The sequence below is a fragment of the Actinomadura sp. NPDC023710 genome, assembly GCF_040639875.1.
Classification (GTDB): domain Bacteria; phylum Actinomycetota; class Actinomycetes; order Streptosporangiales; family Streptosporangiaceae; genus Spirillospora; species Spirillospora citrea.
Map to the genome: position 1 here is coordinate 56,946 of NZ_JBFAGB010000046.1, position 14,375 is coordinate 71,320.

General features: G+C 73.1%; 17 protein-coding genes and 1 pseudogene. 11 read left to right on the top strand and 7 right to left on the bottom strand.

All coding sequences use genetic code 11. From position 1 onward, the window contains the following. Positions 1 to 14: 14 nt before the first annotated feature. Complete coding sequence (locus AB0H37_RS37635; protein ID WP_179837601.1) at positions 15 to 335, top strand: protealysin inhibitor emfourin; 321 nt, start codon at positions 15 to 17, stop codon at positions 333 to 335. 66 nt (positions 336 to 401) lie between these two features. Here the strand turns inward: AB0H37_RS37635 and dhaM are convergent, their stop codons facing one another. Genes dhaM through dhaK form a run of 3 tightly spaced genes read right to left on the bottom strand, consistent with a single transcriptional unit; the run spans position 402 to position 2,453 of the window. Then, the gene (dhaM, locus tag AB0H37_RS37640) at positions 402 to 788 is read right to left on the bottom strand and encodes a dihydroxyacetone kinase phosphoryl donor subunit DhaM (RefSeq protein ID WP_329085456.1); all 387 of its coding nucleotides are present in this window, start codon (positions 786 to 788) and stop codon (positions 402 to 404) included. A 1-nt stretch (position 789) separates the two neighbouring features. After that, positions 790 to 1,461 (bottom strand): dihydroxyacetone kinase subunit DhaL, encoded by a 672-nt coding sequence (gene dhaL, locus AB0H37_RS37645; RefSeq protein WP_360617389.1) that lies wholly within the window; start codon positions 1,459 to 1,461, stop codon positions 790 to 792. After that, positions 1,458 to 2,453 (bottom strand): dihydroxyacetone kinase subunit DhaK, encoded by a 996-nt coding sequence (dhaK, locus tag AB0H37_RS37650; RefSeq protein ID WP_329085451.1) that lies wholly within the window; start codon positions 2,451 to 2,453, stop codon positions 1,458 to 1,460. Before dhaK ends, dhaL begins: the two co-directional genes overlap by 4 nt. Positions 2,454 to 2,554: 101 nt before the next feature. Here dhaK and AB0H37_RS37655 point away from each other — a divergent pair, with 101 nt between their 5' ends. The 4 genes from AB0H37_RS37655 to AB0H37_RS37670 all read left to right on the top strand — a co-directional run bounded on the left by AB0H37_RS37655 (position 2,555) and on the right by AB0H37_RS37670 (position 6,496). After that, on the top strand, positions 2,555 to 3,535 hold the full coding sequence (locus tag AB0H37_RS37655; RefSeq protein WP_229810501.1) for a nucleoside hydrolase: 981 nt from the start codon (positions 2,555 to 2,557) through the stop codon (positions 3,533 to 3,535). 101 nt (positions 3,536 to 3,636) lie between these two features. After that, positions 3,637 to 4,404, top strand: coding sequence for a PIG-L deacetylase family protein (locus AB0H37_RS37660; RefSeq protein ID WP_360617390.1), 768 nt, complete (start codon positions 3,637 to 3,639; stop codon positions 4,402 to 4,404). A gap of 174 nt (positions 4,405 to 4,578) precedes the next feature. Beyond that, positions 4,579 to 5,034 (top strand): SRPBCC family protein, encoded by a 456-nt coding sequence (locus tag AB0H37_RS37665; RefSeq protein ID WP_360617392.1) that lies wholly within the window; start codon positions 4,579 to 4,581, stop codon positions 5,032 to 5,034. 562 nt (positions 5,035 to 5,596) lie between these two features. Next, the gene (locus tag AB0H37_RS37670) at positions 5,597 to 6,496 is read left to right on the top strand and encodes a serine hydrolase (protein ID WP_360617394.1); all 900 of its coding nucleotides are present in this window, start codon (positions 5,597 to 5,599) and stop codon (positions 6,494 to 6,496) included. Between the two features lie 143 nt (positions 6,497 to 6,639). Here AB0H37_RS37670 and AB0H37_RS37675 read toward each other — a convergent pair whose 3' ends face one another. The 3 genes from AB0H37_RS37675 to AB0H37_RS37685 form a co-directional block, all read right to left on the bottom strand. Further along, positions 6,640 to 7,392 carry a DUF4190 domain-containing protein gene (locus AB0H37_RS37675; RefSeq protein ID WP_329085446.1) on the bottom strand — a complete coding sequence of 251 codons (753 nt, stop codon included), beginning with the start codon at positions 7,390 to 7,392 and terminating at the stop codon, positions 6,640 to 6,642. A gap of 128 nt (positions 7,393 to 7,520) precedes the next feature. Continuing rightward, a complete protein-coding gene (locus AB0H37_RS37680; protein WP_179837608.1) occupies positions 7,521 to 8,162 on the bottom strand; it encodes a response regulator transcription factor in 642 nt (213 codons plus the stop codon). A gap of 67 nt (positions 8,163 to 8,229) precedes the next feature. Next, positions 8,230 to 9,402: a PspC domain-containing protein gene (locus AB0H37_RS37685; RefSeq protein WP_329098535.1), complete on the bottom strand. Its 1,173-nt coding sequence runs from the start codon at positions 9,400 to 9,402 to the stop codon at positions 8,230 to 8,232. A gap of 192 nt (positions 9,403 to 9,594) precedes the next feature. On the opposite strand from AB0H37_RS37685, the gene AB0H37_RS37690 reads away from it, so the two are divergent. From AB0H37_RS37690 to AB0H37_RS37705, 4 genes are all read left to right on the top strand, one after another. Continuing rightward, a complete protein-coding gene (locus tag AB0H37_RS37690; RefSeq protein WP_360617395.1) occupies positions 9,595 to 11,004 on the top strand; it encodes a PspC domain-containing protein in 1,410 nt (469 codons plus the stop codon). Between the two features lie 80 nt (positions 11,005 to 11,084). Next, the gene (locus AB0H37_RS37695; protein WP_360617397.1) at positions 11,085 to 11,309 is read left to right on the top strand and encodes a hypothetical protein; all 225 of its coding nucleotides are present in this window, start codon (positions 11,085 to 11,087) and stop codon (positions 11,307 to 11,309) included. A gap of 112 nt (positions 11,310 to 11,421) precedes the next feature. Continuing rightward, complete coding sequence (locus AB0H37_RS37700; RefSeq protein WP_360617398.1) at positions 11,422 to 12,177, top strand: TetR/AcrR family transcriptional regulator; 756 nt, start codon at positions 11,422 to 11,424, stop codon at positions 12,175 to 12,177. Between the two features lie 250 nt (positions 12,178 to 12,427). Continuing rightward, the gene (locus AB0H37_RS37705; protein ID WP_360617399.1) at positions 12,428 to 12,853 is read left to right on the top strand and encodes a hypothetical protein; all 426 of its coding nucleotides are present in this window, start codon (positions 12,428 to 12,430) and stop codon (positions 12,851 to 12,853) included. On the opposite strand, the gene AB0H37_RS37710 is transcribed toward AB0H37_RS37705, so the two are convergent. Beyond that, positions 12,804 to 13,238, bottom strand: a complete 435-nt coding sequence (locus AB0H37_RS37710; RefSeq protein ID WP_179837613.1) for a cysteine dioxygenase — start codon at positions 13,236 to 13,238, stop codon at positions 12,804 to 12,806. The two genes, AB0H37_RS37705 and AB0H37_RS37710, sit on opposite strands and share 50 nt — an antisense overlap. A gap of 781 nt (positions 13,239 to 14,019) precedes the next feature. Here AB0H37_RS37710 and AB0H37_RS37715 point away from each other — a divergent pair. After that, the gene (locus AB0H37_RS37715; RefSeq protein WP_329085435.1) at positions 14,020 to 14,196 is read left to right on the top strand and encodes a hypothetical protein; all 177 of its coding nucleotides are present in this window, start codon (positions 14,020 to 14,022) and stop codon (positions 14,194 to 14,196) included. Further along, a pseudogene (locus AB0H37_RS37720) lies at positions 14,193 to 14,375 on the top strand (hypothetical protein); the annotation flags it as partial. The gene AB0H37_RS37715 and the pseudogene AB0H37_RS37720, both read left to right, overlap by 4 nt.

A 14,375-nucleotide genomic window follows, 5' to 3' on the forward strand; every position in this document is an offset into this window, starting at 1 on the left:
GGGAGGACGCGGGCATGCGCGTGACGATCGAGAGCACCGGCGGTTTCAGCGGCCAGAGCGCCGTCGTCGCGCAGTACGACACCGCGGCCCTCCCCGCCGGACAGGCCGGCCGCGTCCGCGAGGCCGTGGACGCGCTGGCCGCCGCGCACGCCCGCGGCGGGACGGGCGAGATCGGCGCCGACCTGCCCGCGTACCGGATCACGGTCTCCGGGGACGGGGCGGAGGAGTACGGCGCGGAGGGTGAACCGCGCGTCTACGAGATACGGGGCGACCCGACCGCGGGAGTCGCATCCGTCCTCGGCACACTCATCGAAGGCCCCGACGCCACCCCCTGACTCCGCCCGGTGCGCCTTGGGGCCGCCGTGGCGGGCCGGGAGCGCGGCACCGCCCGGACGCCGAGGTCAGTTCGTCTTGCGGTGGTCGCGGGCGGATTCGGCCGCGGCGTGGACGGCGGCGAGGTCCGCCCCGGTCGCGGCCATGGACGCGGCGGCGACGGCGCCCTCGACCAGCGGGGCGTCCGCGAGCAGCACGTCGTCGCCTTCGGCGTCCTCGATGAGCATCTTGGCCGTCAGCACGGAACTGCCGAGGTCGGCGAGCAGCACGACCCCGTCGCCGTTGTCCGCCGCGGCGACCGCCTGCTCGACGAGGTCGATGCTCGTCCCGAGGCGCCCTTCGGAGTCGCCGCCTGCTGGTTCGACGACGGCCTTGCCGACGCCCATCGCGCGGGCGACCTCGGCGACGCCTTCGGCGAGCGTCCGGCTGTGGGAGATGATGACGATCCCGACCATGTCACCCCTCCCCCGCAGCGTCTGAACCCGCGACACCGTCTGAACCCGCGACATCGGCGAGGGCTCGCAGCACCAGGGCGGTGGACGAGGCGCCGGGGTCCAGGTGTCCCTCGCTGCGTTCGCCCAGGTAACTGGCCCGGCCCTTGCGCGCCCGCATCGGGACGGTGCCGTCCGCGCCCTTCGCGGCGGCCTCGGCGGCGGCCCGCGCGCATCCGGCGAGGCCGGAGCCGTCCGCCAGGGCCGCCTCGTACGCCGCGACGGCCGGCGCCAGCGCGTCGACCATCGTCTTGTCGCCCTCGACGGCCTTCCCGAGATCCTGGACGCCCTGGAGGGCGGCCCGGAGCGCGGAGCCGAGCGCTGCGGCGTCCACGTCGGCGGCGTCGCCGAACGCCTTGCCCGCGCGGCGCAGCGCCGTCCCGTAGAGGGGGCCGGACGCGCCGCCGGTCTTCGACACGATGGCCCGGCCGGCGGCGATCAGCACCGCGCCCGGCGGGACGTCCCCGGGGAGCGCCTCCACGGCGGCGCGGAAGCCCCGGTCGAGGTTGAGGCCATGGTCGCCGTCGCCGATCGCCGCGTCCAGCCGGGTCAGCCGCTCGGCGTCGGCGGACACCCGTTCGGCCGTCCGCCTGATCCAGGCCGCGAAGTCGCCCGCGTCCATCGGACCCGCGCTCACCGGCCCCACCGCAGCCCCGGCGTCTCGACGGGCGCGTCCCACAGGCGGATCAGCTCGGGCGTCACCCGGCACACGCTGATCATGCAACCCGCCATCTCCAGACTGGTCACGTACGGCCCGACGAGGCGGCGGACGACGGTCGCGCCGTGCGCCTCCAGCCACTCGGCCGCCGCCGCGTAGGCGACGTACTGCTCGATCAGCGGGGTGCCGCCCATCCCGTTGACCAGCACGAGCACCTCGGAACCCGACAGCGGCATGTCCGCGTCGATCGCGCTGAGCGTGGCGTCCACGATCTGCGCGGCGGTGCCGACCCGGACGCGTTCGCGGCCGGGCTCGCCGTGGATGCCGATGCCGAGCTCCATCTCGTCCTCGCCCAACTCGAACGTCGGCGTCCCGGCCGCCGGGACCGTGCAGGACGACAGCGCCACGCCGAACGACCTGCTGCGCTCGTTCACCTCCCGCGCCACGGCCGCCACGTCCGCGAGGGGCGCGCCCTCCTCGGCGAGCGCCCCGGCGATCTTCTCGGCGAACAGCGTGGCGCCGGTGCCGCGCCGGCCGGCGGTGAACGTGCTGTCCTCCACCGCGACGTCGTCGTCGACGATGACGGACACGACCTCGATGTCCTCGTCCTCGGCGAGTTCGGCGGCCATCTGGAAGTTCATGACGTCGCCGGTGTAGTTCTTCACCAGGTGCAGCACGCCGGCGCCGCCGTCCACCGCCATCGTCGCGGCGATGATCTGGTCGGGAACGGGAGAGGTGAAGACCTCGCCGCAGCAGGCCGCGTCCAGCATCCCGTGGCCGACGAATCCGGCGTGCAGCGGTTCGTGGCCGGATCCGCCGCCCGAGACCAGGGCGACCTTCCCGCTCCGCGGGGCGTCCCCCCGTATGACGGTCCCGTTCCCGGGGTCGACCTTCAGGGACGGGTGCGCGGCGGCCAGTCCGCGCAGGGCGTCGGACACCACGTCCGCCGGGGCATTGATGAGTTTGCGCATGTCTCAGCTCTACCCCGGCGAAGCGTCCCGTCCCAGGCCCAATCGCCGATCATGCGATTCGGGGGGTGCCCGGAGGGTCCGCGCCCGCATAGGTTGCATCCGTGACGAAGGCACCGAAGATCCTTTATGACTGCGACACCGGCATCGACGACGCGATGACGCTGCTCTATCTGGCCTCACTGGTCCAGGCGGGGAAGGCGGAGCTGGCGGCGGTCGGCACGGTGCACGGCAATATCGACCCGATGACCGGCGCGCTGAACACACTGCGGGTGCTGGAGGCCGCGGGCCTCACCTCGGGCGGGCGGGAGCCGGCCGGTCCGGCGGTGCCGGTCGCGGTCGGCGCCGCCCGGCCCATGGCGCAGGACGTCCACTACGCGCTGGACTGGCACGGCACCGACGGCCTCGGCGACACGCACCTTCCCGAGCCCGCGGGACGCCCGGTCGACGAGCCCGCCGCCGCGCAGATCGTCCGGCTGGCCCGCGCGATGCCCGGCGAGCTGACCCTGCTCGCGACCGGCCCCCTGACCAACCTCGGCTCGGCGCTGCTGCTGGACGGCGAGCTGCCGTCGCTGGTCCGCGAGGTCGTGGTGATGGGCGGCGCGTTCGATCACCCGGGCAACATCACCACGCACGCCGAGGCGAACATCTGGCACGACCCCGAGGCCGCCGACCTGGTGTTCGCGGCGGACTGGCCGATCGTCCTGGTGCCGCTGGACGCCACGCACCCGACCGCCGTCCACGACGACTGGCTGGACCGGCTGGCCGCGCACGACACTCCGGTCGCCCGGTTCGCCGCGAACATCCTGGAGTTCTACGCGGACGCCTACACGCCCACCCTGAAGCGCCGGGGCGCGGTCATCCACGACGCCCTCGCGGCGATGCTCATCGTCGACCCGGACCTCGGCGAGTACGTCCAGCGTCCGGTGCGGGTCGAGCTGCGAGGCGAGCTGACACGGGGCACGACCGTGTGGGACGCCCGCTCCCTGCCCGCCGACGACACGCGCCGTCCGGTGAAGGTGGCCGTCGGCAGCGACGTGGCGCAGTTCCAGGAGCGCCTGCTGTCGGCCCTCCTCACCTTCTGAGCAGGGCTCACATCCCGCCGGCCTCCGCCCCGGCCTCCCGGTGCGGGCACGCGGCCGTCCGGCGTACCCGGAACGTTCACTGAAAGCAGCGATATCCGGGTATGCCGGAACCGTTGGCCGACCTTATTGTTGAAGATGTGACCAACGTTCTGGACGACAGCGAGCTGCAGCGGATCCTCGCCGTGATGGCGCATCCCGACGACGTCGACTTCGGCGCGGCCGGGACGGTGGCGGCCTGGACGGACCGCGGCATCGAGGTCGTCTACCTCATGGTGACCGACGGTGACGCGGGCGGCTTCGACGACGGCGTCACCCGCGAGGAGATGGCCGCCCTGCGCCGCGAGGAGCAGCGCGCCGCGGCCAAGTGCGTCGGGGTAAGCGACGTCCGGTTCCTCGGCTACCCGGACGGCCGGGTCGAGGTGGGCTTCGACCTGCGCCGCGACATCGCCCGCGTGATCCGGCAGGTGCGCCCGGACCGGGTGCTGATGCCGAGCCCCGAGCGCAACTACGAGCGGATCTACCCGAGCCACCCCGACCACCGGGCGGTCGGGGCGGCCGCGCTCGACGCCGTCTACCCCGACGCCCGCAATCCCTACGCGTTCCCGGAGCTGCTCGCCGACGAGGGCCTGGAGGCGTGGACGGCGCGGGAGGTGTGGCTGTCCGGCGGCCCCGTCGTCAACCACTACGTCGACATCACCGACCGGTTCGACCGGAAGGTGAACGCGCTGCGGGCACACGCCAGCCAGACCGCGCACATGGGGGACGGCCTGCCGGAGATGCTGCGCGGCTGGCTCGGGAGCAACGCCGCCGCCGCAGGGCTGCCCGAGGGCAGTCTCGCCGAGTCGTTCCAGGTCATCGACACTGCCTGAGCACCACCGCTCGCGCGGACACCCGGCCCCGAGGTAATGCGCCGCCCTCACGAAGCCTCACCGAAGCGGTCAGGCCGCCCAAGTATCGGTCACTTAGCAAATACAGTCTCTTACAAGCCGTAATCAGCTTCCGAGCGGGCATGTACCCCATGTGACAGAACTCGGGGGGTCGTCATGCCGCGTGAGATCGAGGCCACCGCCACATCCGCCGCCGCGCCTGAGGTGATCTTCAAGCACCTGTGCGTCCCGGAGGCGTGGGACGAGTGGGGCGGTTTCTGGACCAGGGCGCGGCGGGAGTCCGCCGGTCAGGAGCACCCGAACGGGCTCGGGGCCGTCCGGTACATCCGGTCGTGGCGCGAGGAGGTCGTGGCCTGGGATCCGCCACGCCACTACGGCTACATCGCCCTGGCCGGCCGTCCGGAGCGGCGCCTTCGCGCGGACATCACGCTGGAACCGCACTTCGCGGGCACGCTGATCCGCTGGCGCGGCGAGGTGGACGGCTTCCCGGGCACGGGACCGCTCACAAGCGCCGTCCTGCGCCGCCGCCTCGACACCTACGCGCACCGCGTGGCGAGGCATTCCGAGCGCTGCGAACCAGGCTGCCCAGCCCGCCTACCAGGCGCCCTGTAGGCCCGCCCACACCCAGGCACGCACGCCGCACCAGGCGCGCACCCCAGGCGACGGCCGGCCACGACACACGCCCACGGGGCATGCACCAGAGATCGCACACCCGAAGGCCCACGCACGACCGGTAGGTCACGCGTGACCCACGGGACGCGCACGCCGGACCACGCGCAACCGCCAGGTGACGCACACCCAAAAGGGATGCACACCCGGGGGTTCACGCACGACCGGTAGGTCGCGGAATCCGGGGGGGCGCGAAGCCTCCGCCTGGTCATGCGCGGCCGAGGGCACGCACGGCCACCGGGACATGCACTCCTGCGGAGCCCTGCACGCCCGCCGGGTGGTGCGCGCCCAGTGGGCCTACGCGTCCACCGGGTCCTGCACGGGTGCGGGGATCTTGCGGGGCCGCCGGTACAGGCACGCCCGACAGGTGATGCACGGCCGGTTGGGCGCGCACCGGCGGTGGGGCACGCGTGCGCACCGGGGGGTGCGGGTGCGCGCTCGGCTTGGGCGCTTGCCAGTTCGAGTTGGACGTTGGTTTCGGGTCGCACGACATTCGGGGGAATCGATGCGGCGTCATCTGATCGTGCTCGCTCTGGTGGCGGGCAGCGGGGCGGGTTCGGCCGTCTACTGGTTCATGGCGGGCGGGGAGAAGCGCGAGGGCGGGGTCGTCGCGAGCGCGGGAGAGTCCGCGGCGGCGGGGCGGGACGTGTCCGCGGTCCGGCTGGCGCTCCCCCCGTTCGACCCCGGGGCGCTGCGCCGGGATCTGCGGGCCTATATCCGGAAACGTCCGGGCAGGGCGGGAGTGATGGTGACGGACCTGCGGACGGGGAGGTCGTTCGGCGAGAACGACGGCGGCCGGTTCGTCACCGCCAGCATCATGAAGGTCGACATACTGGCGAGCCTCCTCCTGCAGCGGCAGCGCGACGGCCGGGGGCTGACCGGTGCCGAGCGGGCGCTGGCCGGGACGATGATCAGGGAGAGCGACAACGCGGCGGCGAACGTCCTGTACGCCGAGGCCGGGTACGGTCCCGGCGTCGCCAGAGCGAACAGGACGTTCGGGCTGAAGCACACGAAGCCGTTCCCCACCTCGTGGGGTTCGTCCGTGACGAGCCCGACCGACCAGGTGCGGCTGCTGACGAACCTGGTGTCGGACAGGAGCCCGTTGAAGGCGCGCGGACGCCGGTACGTCCTCGGCCTGATGGGCTCCGTACTGGACGAGCAGGCGTGGGGCATCAGCGCGGCGGCGCGTCCGGGAGAGAGGGTGGCGCTGAAGAACGGCTGGGTGCCGCTCCGCTTCCAGGGGCACGGCTGGGCGGTCAACAGCATCGGCCGCGTCAGCGGGCGCGACCACGACTTCCTCATCGCGGTGTGCAGCAGCGGCAACCCGACGATGGAGACGGGGGTGGCCACCGTCGAACACGTCGCCGACATGGTCGTCGACAGCTTGCGCGATGCGGGGCCGTGAGCGGGTTCGTGTGATGAGAGGGCGCCGGCAAAGGACGCCGGCTCGGGGAAACGGGCACCCGAAGAGACGGGGCTCAGGGATCGGGGGAACGTCGCGGCTCCGGACCGGGCGGCGGGCCGGCCGCCCAGCGTACGCCGGGAACCTCAGCGGTGCAGTGGTCGGGTGAGCTTCTTGCCGTCGGCGGCGGCCACGGCGACGCAGGTGACGGTGCGGTCACCGGACTTCCACGAGTCGGCCGTCGGGTAGTAGTAGGAGTTCGCGATGCCCCGCGCGGCGGGGTCGCGGTTGATCCGCGCCTGCGTGCGGAGCTTGCACCCGTTCGAGGCGAGCTGCTGGAGCCGCGCCTCGGGCGGGATGACGAACCCCTTCACCCGGAAGACGGCCGTCACCTCGCCGTCATGCGGTCCCGTGCAGGGGACGATCTTGACGCTCTCCACCTCGACCGGTTCCTCGGTCGCGGAGCTGGTGGCGCCCGAGTTGTCGTTGATGCAGTCGCCGACCTTCATCTTCTTGGCGTCCACCTCCTTGGGCTTGGTCTGGGTGACCTTGGGCGTCGCCCCGTCGCCGTCGGACGAGCCGTCCCCGCTCAGCACGAAGACGACGATGCCGCCCACGATCCACAGGCAGGACAGAACGATCCCCGCGATCGCGAGGCCGCGGCCCTTTCCGCCCTTCTTCGCGATCTGGCTGAGGGAGACGGCTCCGAGGATGAGGCCGACGACACCGAGGCATCCGAGGAGGCCGGTCACGAACGCGGCGATCGCCAGCCCGTTGGTCTTGTCGGCGTTGGATCCGTACGGGGAGCCGGGGCCGTGCTCGCCGGGCATCGGCGGGGGCGGGGACGGATAGGGGGCCTGGGGACCCGGCTGCGCGGGTCCGGGTGGGGGATAGGTCATGACGAGCGACTGTTCCACACCGGAGGGCGCTCGTGATCACGCTGGACGGGACCCGTGGATTACAATTCGCTCACGAATGCAGTGAAAACGTTTACTCCGGGGCCTCGCCGGGGGAGGGATTCGCCCCGCTAGACGAGGCGGCGGGCGGCGGCCCAGCGCGACAGCTCGTGCCGGTTCGACAGCTGCAGTTTCCGCAGGACGCTGCTGACGTGCGTCTCCACCGTCTTCACCGAGATGAACAGCTCCTTGGCGATCTCCTTGTAGGCGTAGCCGCGCGCGATCAGCCGCAGCACATCGCGCTCCCGCTGGGTGATCTGGTCCAGTTCCGGGTCGACGGCCGGGACGTCCGTGGCGGCGAACGCGTCCAGGACGAAACCGGCGAGACGCGGCGAGAACACCGCGTCGCCGTCGGCGACCCGGCCGATCGCGTCCGTCAACTCGGGGCCGGAGATCGTCTTGGTGACGTAGCCGCGGGCCCCGCCCCGGACGACGCCGATCACGTCCTCCGCCGCGTCCGACACCGACAGCGCGAGGAACTTGGACGAGACGGCGCCGTGCAACCGCCGCAGCACCTCGATCCCGCCGCCGCCGGGCAGGTGGACGTCCAGCAGCACCACGTCCGGCTGCGTCCCGCGGATCACCGCGACCGCCTCGTCGACGTCGCCGGCCTCCCCGACGATCTCGACGCCGCCGCCCAGCTCCGCCTTCACGCCGGTCCGGAACATCTGGTGGTCGTCGACCAGCACGACCCTCTTCAACGTTTCGCTCATGTCCACGTCCCGCTCATGTCAACGCCTCACTCCGCCCTGCTCCTCGGGGACGCCCCGGCGGCCGCGCTCACGACTTCCTGATCTCCAGGCGCACTTCGGTGCCCTCGCCCGGCGCCGTGCGGACGGTGGCCTTGCCGCCGTTGCGCTCCATACGTCCGATGATGGACCCTCGCACGCCCATCCGGTCCTCCGGGACCTGGTCGAGAACGAATCCCTTGCCCCGGTCGCGGACGAAGATGGCGATCTCGTCGCCCTCCACCTCGGCGTACACCGACACCGAGGGCGCCTCCGCGTACTTGGCGGCGTTCACCATCGCCTCCCGCGCGGCCTGCAGCGCGGCGCCGAGCCGCTCGTCCAGCGCCGTGTCGCCCACGCAGACGACCTCGATCGGGACGTTGTGGTCGTCCTCGACCTCTCCGGCCGCCTCCCTGATCGCGGCGGCGAACGTCTGGTCGGGGTCGGCGCGCGGCTGGTAGAGCCATGTCCGCAGCGTCCGCTCCTGGGAGCGGGCGAGCCGCTGCACCTCGCGGGTGTCCTGTGCGTTCCGCTGGATGAGGGTCAGCGTGTGCAGGACGGAGTCGTGGATGTGCGCGGCCAGCTCGGCGCGCTCCTGGGACCGGATGCGCTCCTGCCGCTCGGCATCGAGGTCCTGCCAGAGCCGCACCACCCACGGCGTCATGATCACCGCGACGCCGGTGAGGATGATCAGCATCGCGATGACCACGGACCGCGCCTGGTCGGCCTCCACCTTCTGCGCCACGAAACCGCCGATGCCGCCGACGACGAGGAGCAGGCCGAGCAGGCTGCGCAGCCACCGCTGGCGCAGCGGCAGCGTCCAGCGCTGCCGCTGGTCGCGGTCGGCCTGCTGCCACAGGATCGCGGCGCCGACGCCGCCGACGATGAACGGCCACAGCGCCCACCGGACGACCCCGGCCGCGCCCCACGGCAGGGCCGCGAGCCCGAGCGCGACGGCCGCGTAGGCGAGCAGCTGGCCCCAGTCCCGGCCGCGCCGCCGCCCGCCCGCCTCGGCCGATGCCCTCTCCTGGACGGGGACGAGGATCCAGAGCGCGGCGTAGGCGGCGACGCCCAGCCCGCTCGCCATCGTGAGCAGGACGAACGCGCTTCGCACGAGGAACACGTCCACGCCGAGGTGCACGGCCAGGCCCCGGCACACCCCGGCGACGAGCCGCCCTTCGGCCGCCCGTTCCAGCCGGGCGGGCCCGAGGGGTGTCGCGCCCACCGGTCCCGGCGGCACCGGCCGTCCCGCCGTCTCCTGGCTCACCGCCGCCCTTCCCAAGGTTCTCCCACGTCATCGATCGTCACACGCCCGGACATGATGCGCATCAGGGACCTACCCCGGACCGGTCTCAGGGTCGGAATCAGGGACGTCCCCGATACCGTGCGCCACGCGCGGCAGGCGACCATGGTCGGTATGGGCGAGAAAGAGGACCAGAGCGAGGACCTGCGCGGGCGCACCGCCGACGGGCCCGGTTCGGGAGAGCACGGCATCGCAGGACCCGGTGCCGGCGAGCCCGGTGCCGGCGAGCGCGGTGCCGGTGAGCCGGCGGCGAGCGGCTACCGGCGTCTCTCGCGGGACGCCGAGCGGAAGGTGCTCGCCGGCGTGTGCACGGGACTCGCCCGCTACACCGGCATCGACCCGGTCCTGTTCCGCGTCGGGTTCGCGATCCTCGCCCTCGCGCACGGGCAGGGGATCTTCCTCTACATCGTGGCGGCGCTGCTGATGCCGGCGAGCCCGGGCGAGTCGTCGCTGGCCGAGCAGTGGCTCAAGCGGTGGTTCGACGGGCAGGCCGTCCTGACGATCCTCGGTGCGCTGATGTGCGTGGGCGTCGCGTTCAACCTGTTCGGCGGGGTCCCCACCGACGCCATCGTGCCCCTGGTGGTGCTCGGGCTGGTACTGCTGGTCGCGCACTCGCGGGGCGTGGACCTCGTGTCCGTGGCGCGGACCGTCCCCGAACGGATCACCGGGCACGCCCCGGAGCCCTCCGCGACGTGGACGCGGACGGAGACGGCGTCCGTCGGCGGCGTCTCGCTCGACAAGGACGTCCCTTTCGGCGGGCACGGGTCCCCGGGTGCGCACGGGGCGTCCCGGCCGGGGGGCCTGCCCGAGGGCATGATCGACCTCGCCGCGTACTCCGCCGCCTGGGCGGACACGCCCGACGCCGCGGCACCCCACGGCGCCGCGCCCGCGGCGCGGCACGACTCCGGCGGCAGGACGCCGCCGGTGGCGGCGATCTCGCTGCTCGCGGCCATGGCCGCCGGCGCGGCGCTGGTCCCGGTGGCCCAGCCCTACCCCGCCCCGGACTCCTGGCTGATCGTCATGGCGCCCGCGCTCGCCGTCCTCGGGCTCGGCCTCATCGTCGGCGGCTGGTTCCGGACGCGCGGCCTCGCGGCGGCCGGGACCGTGCTGACCCTCGCGATGCTGACCACGTCGGTCGTGGGCGACGTCCCGCGCAACGCCGAGTACGGGGAGGTCGACTGGCGTCCCACCGACACCTCGCAGATCGGCCGGGTGTACAAGGTGGGCGTCGGGCAGGGCGACCTCGACCTCACCGCCCTGCCGGTCGCCGCCGGCCAGCAGGTCACGATCAACGCCGAGGTCGGGCTCGGGGGGCTGGAGGTCACGGTGCCGCCCACCGCCCGCGTCATGGTGGACGCGCGGATCGGGCTCGGCGACGTGCGGGTCGACCACCGGACGACGAGCGGGCCGGCCGCAAAGGTCGTGCGGACCCTGGAACCGGAGGGCGCGCACGCCGCGAACCCGCCGGTGATCGTCCTGCGGATCCGCGGGAAGCTCGGAGACGTGGACGTGCACCGTGTCTGAGCGCGGCAGGGCCGTGGGAGGGGCTGCGGCGGGACGGGTCTCCGTGAGACGGGTTACGGCGAATGAGGACGGGCGGGGAGATGGCAGGTAAGAAGACGGTGGGCGAGAAGCGGTTCCGGTTCGATCCGGCGGGGCCCGTGACGGGGCTGTTCTTCCTCTTCCTGGCCGGGTTGTTCCTCGCGGACGGCCTGGCCGACGGGGACGTCCTGCCCGTCACGACGTTGGTCCCGGTCGTGCTGATCGGCCTGGGGCTCGTCGGGACCGTCCGGGTGCTGACCCGCTCGCGGCGCCGCCACCTGCGCTGACGCGCCGACGCCGCGGGACCGCTGTGACCCGCGCCGCACGGCCCGGGGCTTCCCCCCGCGCAGGGAACGCCAAGTAATGTGACCTCGACGGCAGGTGACGGATCGAGGGCCGATGGCGGGGAAGACCGGGACACCGGAGACGGGCTGCGCCGACGCGCCGCCCGGCCCCGACGCGCCCGGCCCCGACGCGCTGCCCGGCCCCGACGCGCTGCCCGGCTCCCGGTCCGCGCTGGACCCGGGCCGCGCCATCAAGCCGGGCCGCCACGGGCTCTCCCCCGAGACCGTCGCCGGGATCCAGCGCGAGCGGCTGATCGACGCGTTCGTCCACGTCGTCTCGGAGCGGGGCTTCGCGCACACGACGATCAGCGGGGTCACCGAGGGCGCGGGCGTCACGAAGAAGACGTTCTACGCGCACTTCTCCGACCTGGACGCGTGCTTCCTCGCCGCCTACCAGCGCGGCATGGACATCCTGCTCCGCCGCATGACCGAGGCCCACGAGGCCGCGCCGTCCTGGCCGGACGGGATCCACGCGGGGCTGCGCACGCTGCTCGCCGCCCTCGCCCGGGAGCCCAGATTCGCGCGGGCGTCGCTGGTGGAGGTGAACGCGGCGGGGCCGCAGGTCAGGCAGGCGCGCATCGACAACCTCGCCCGGTTCCGCACCTTCTTCGCCGACCCGTCCCTGGCGCCCGTCCCGATCTCGGTGGTGGACGCGATCGTGGGCGGCATCTACAGCGCGATCCACGTCCAGATGGAGACGGGCGAGGCGGAGGAGTTGCCGTCGCTGCTGCCGTCCCTCACCTATTTCGCGCTGCTCCCCCTCGTCGGCCGCGAGGCCGCCTCCCCCTATCTGGCCGACGAACCCGGCTGACCTGGGATCACCGGGACGGCGCGCGGTCCCGGCGGCGCGGGTCCGGTGGCGCTCCCCCCGGTCGACCCGCTGACCGGATGCGGCCGGAGGGCGCCGACGCCCTTGACGTGAAAAACCCACGGGTTTCTATTGGTGTGAATCTTGCGTGGGACCTCCGGGCGGTCCGGGCCGTCCCGCGCCGACCCCCGGTGCACGCGCGGCGGGCCTCATCCCCCGGGGCCCGTCGCGCGCTCAGTTCTGGAGGACCCACATGCGGCCTGCCGTGTCCGCGCTGTGCTTGCCCTCGGCCGCGCTGCTCGCCGCCTCGCTGGCCGGTTGCGGCGGCTCGGGTGAGCCCGAGTCCGCGCGGCCCTCGCCGTCCGCGCCGACGGCGCGTCCGACGCCACCGCTGCTGAACGGGGTGCGGCCCGGTGCGGAGAAGAAGTCGCAGATGGACGGCACCTGGACGGCGGGCTCCGGTTCGCGGCGCGTGGCCCTCTTCCTCTACCGGGGCGCCGCCGCGCTGAACTCGCCGGGCTTCTGCACCGGCACCGTGGACGCGAAGGGCCGCATCAAGCTGAGCTGCGCGAACGGCTCCCGTGAGCGGCTGGACGGACGCGCCGCCCTGCGCTCGGGGAAGCTGGTGGTCACGTGGACGGGAGGACCTGAGGACGTCCTGCACCGGCGTGCAGGCTGACCGCGAACGCCGGCCCCGGATTCGTCAGCGCGTGCGACCCGCCGTGCACCCGGACCCGGTTGGCCCGCAGCGGACGCTCGGTGACGCCGCGCGCGGTGATCGTCACCTCCGCCAGCTCGCCCGCGATCAGGGTGCTGACCTGGGCACGGATCGTCCCGCCATGGCCGGGCGGCCAGGTGGTCAGCCAGGTCTGGCCGTCCAGCGGGAGGTGCACCGGCCCCGCGGCGTCGAACCGGACGAGCCGCCACCACTCGGCGGGGCGTCCGGCGAGGTCGCGGACGCGGGCGGCGAGCTGCCCGACGGTCGCGGGACGGACGGCGGCCGCGCGGCCGTGCGGATCGTCCTGACCGCGCATGGTGAGGTCGGGAACCACGGAAAGGTCCATGGGGAGTCCTTCGTGCAGGTGTGCCGGCTGGAAAGGGATCGTCAGCGGGAGCGGCGATCGCCCGGAACGGGGATCAGCGACAACACGAAGGACACAGCGCGCTGGCCACGCGGCCCAAGGCCACGGGGCTGTCGGTCTGCACGCGCTTCGTCACGGACACAAGGAGACACTCGGTAACCGAACCTTGTCAAGCTGATCACCGAGAGTCGACCGGAATCCGTCCGGCGGAGGCCCCGGCGGCCCCTCGGTGCTCCTCGGCGGCCCCAGCCCCGCGGGAGGGGCTCAGCGGCTGAGGAACACGTAAACGACCCAGGTGAGCACCAGGGTCACGAGCAGTGACCCCAGGCAACCCAGCCGGGAAGAGGAAAAGAAGAACATAGGCGGCCTCTACCCCGGAAACGGCGAATATCCCCTGCTCAGAGCGCCGCAGCCCCCCGGGAGAACGCCCGCCCGCCGCCTTTCCCGCGGCCGCCTTCCCGCCTCCGCCCTTCGACATGGAACGCTCCCAGCCGCCACCGGGAGGCCCCCGGCGTCCGCCCCTCCGGAGTGAACGGCCAGGGAAGCATGCCCCGGCCGATCGGCCGTCTTCGCTGGTGAATGGCAGAAATCCAGCCAATGCGTGTTTTCGCGCAAAATCCGGAGAAAGTGGGGTTGTTCCCATTACGGTCGGCCCGGAGCCGCCCACGGAACGGAGGAGGCTCCCGACCGATCGGACAGTCCGACGCTGCGGAGAAGCAACGTGACCCCCCAGACCGAAACAGACACCGCGGAAGCGACTCACATGGACGAGGTGGACGTGAACCCGGACGTCCACCGGGCCACCGAACCCGACGAGGAGCAGGTCCTCCGGGAGCTGTACGGCGAGCCCGACGCCGACGGGATCTTCCGCGGGCAGGGCCAGGCCCTCCAGGACGACGGCACCGAGCAGGCCGGGCCCGCGCAGGAGGGCCCGGCATGAGCGCCGCGGGAATGATCGCCGAGGCCCGCCGGTCGCTCGGGATGTCGGGCCGCCCGAACACCATCACCCGGGAGTACGCCTCCAGGCACGGCGACGAGTTCCTCCGGGCGTCCTGGTGCGACATGGCCATCACCTACTGGGCGCGGCACAGCGGCAACGCGGGCGCCGTCCTGCCCGGC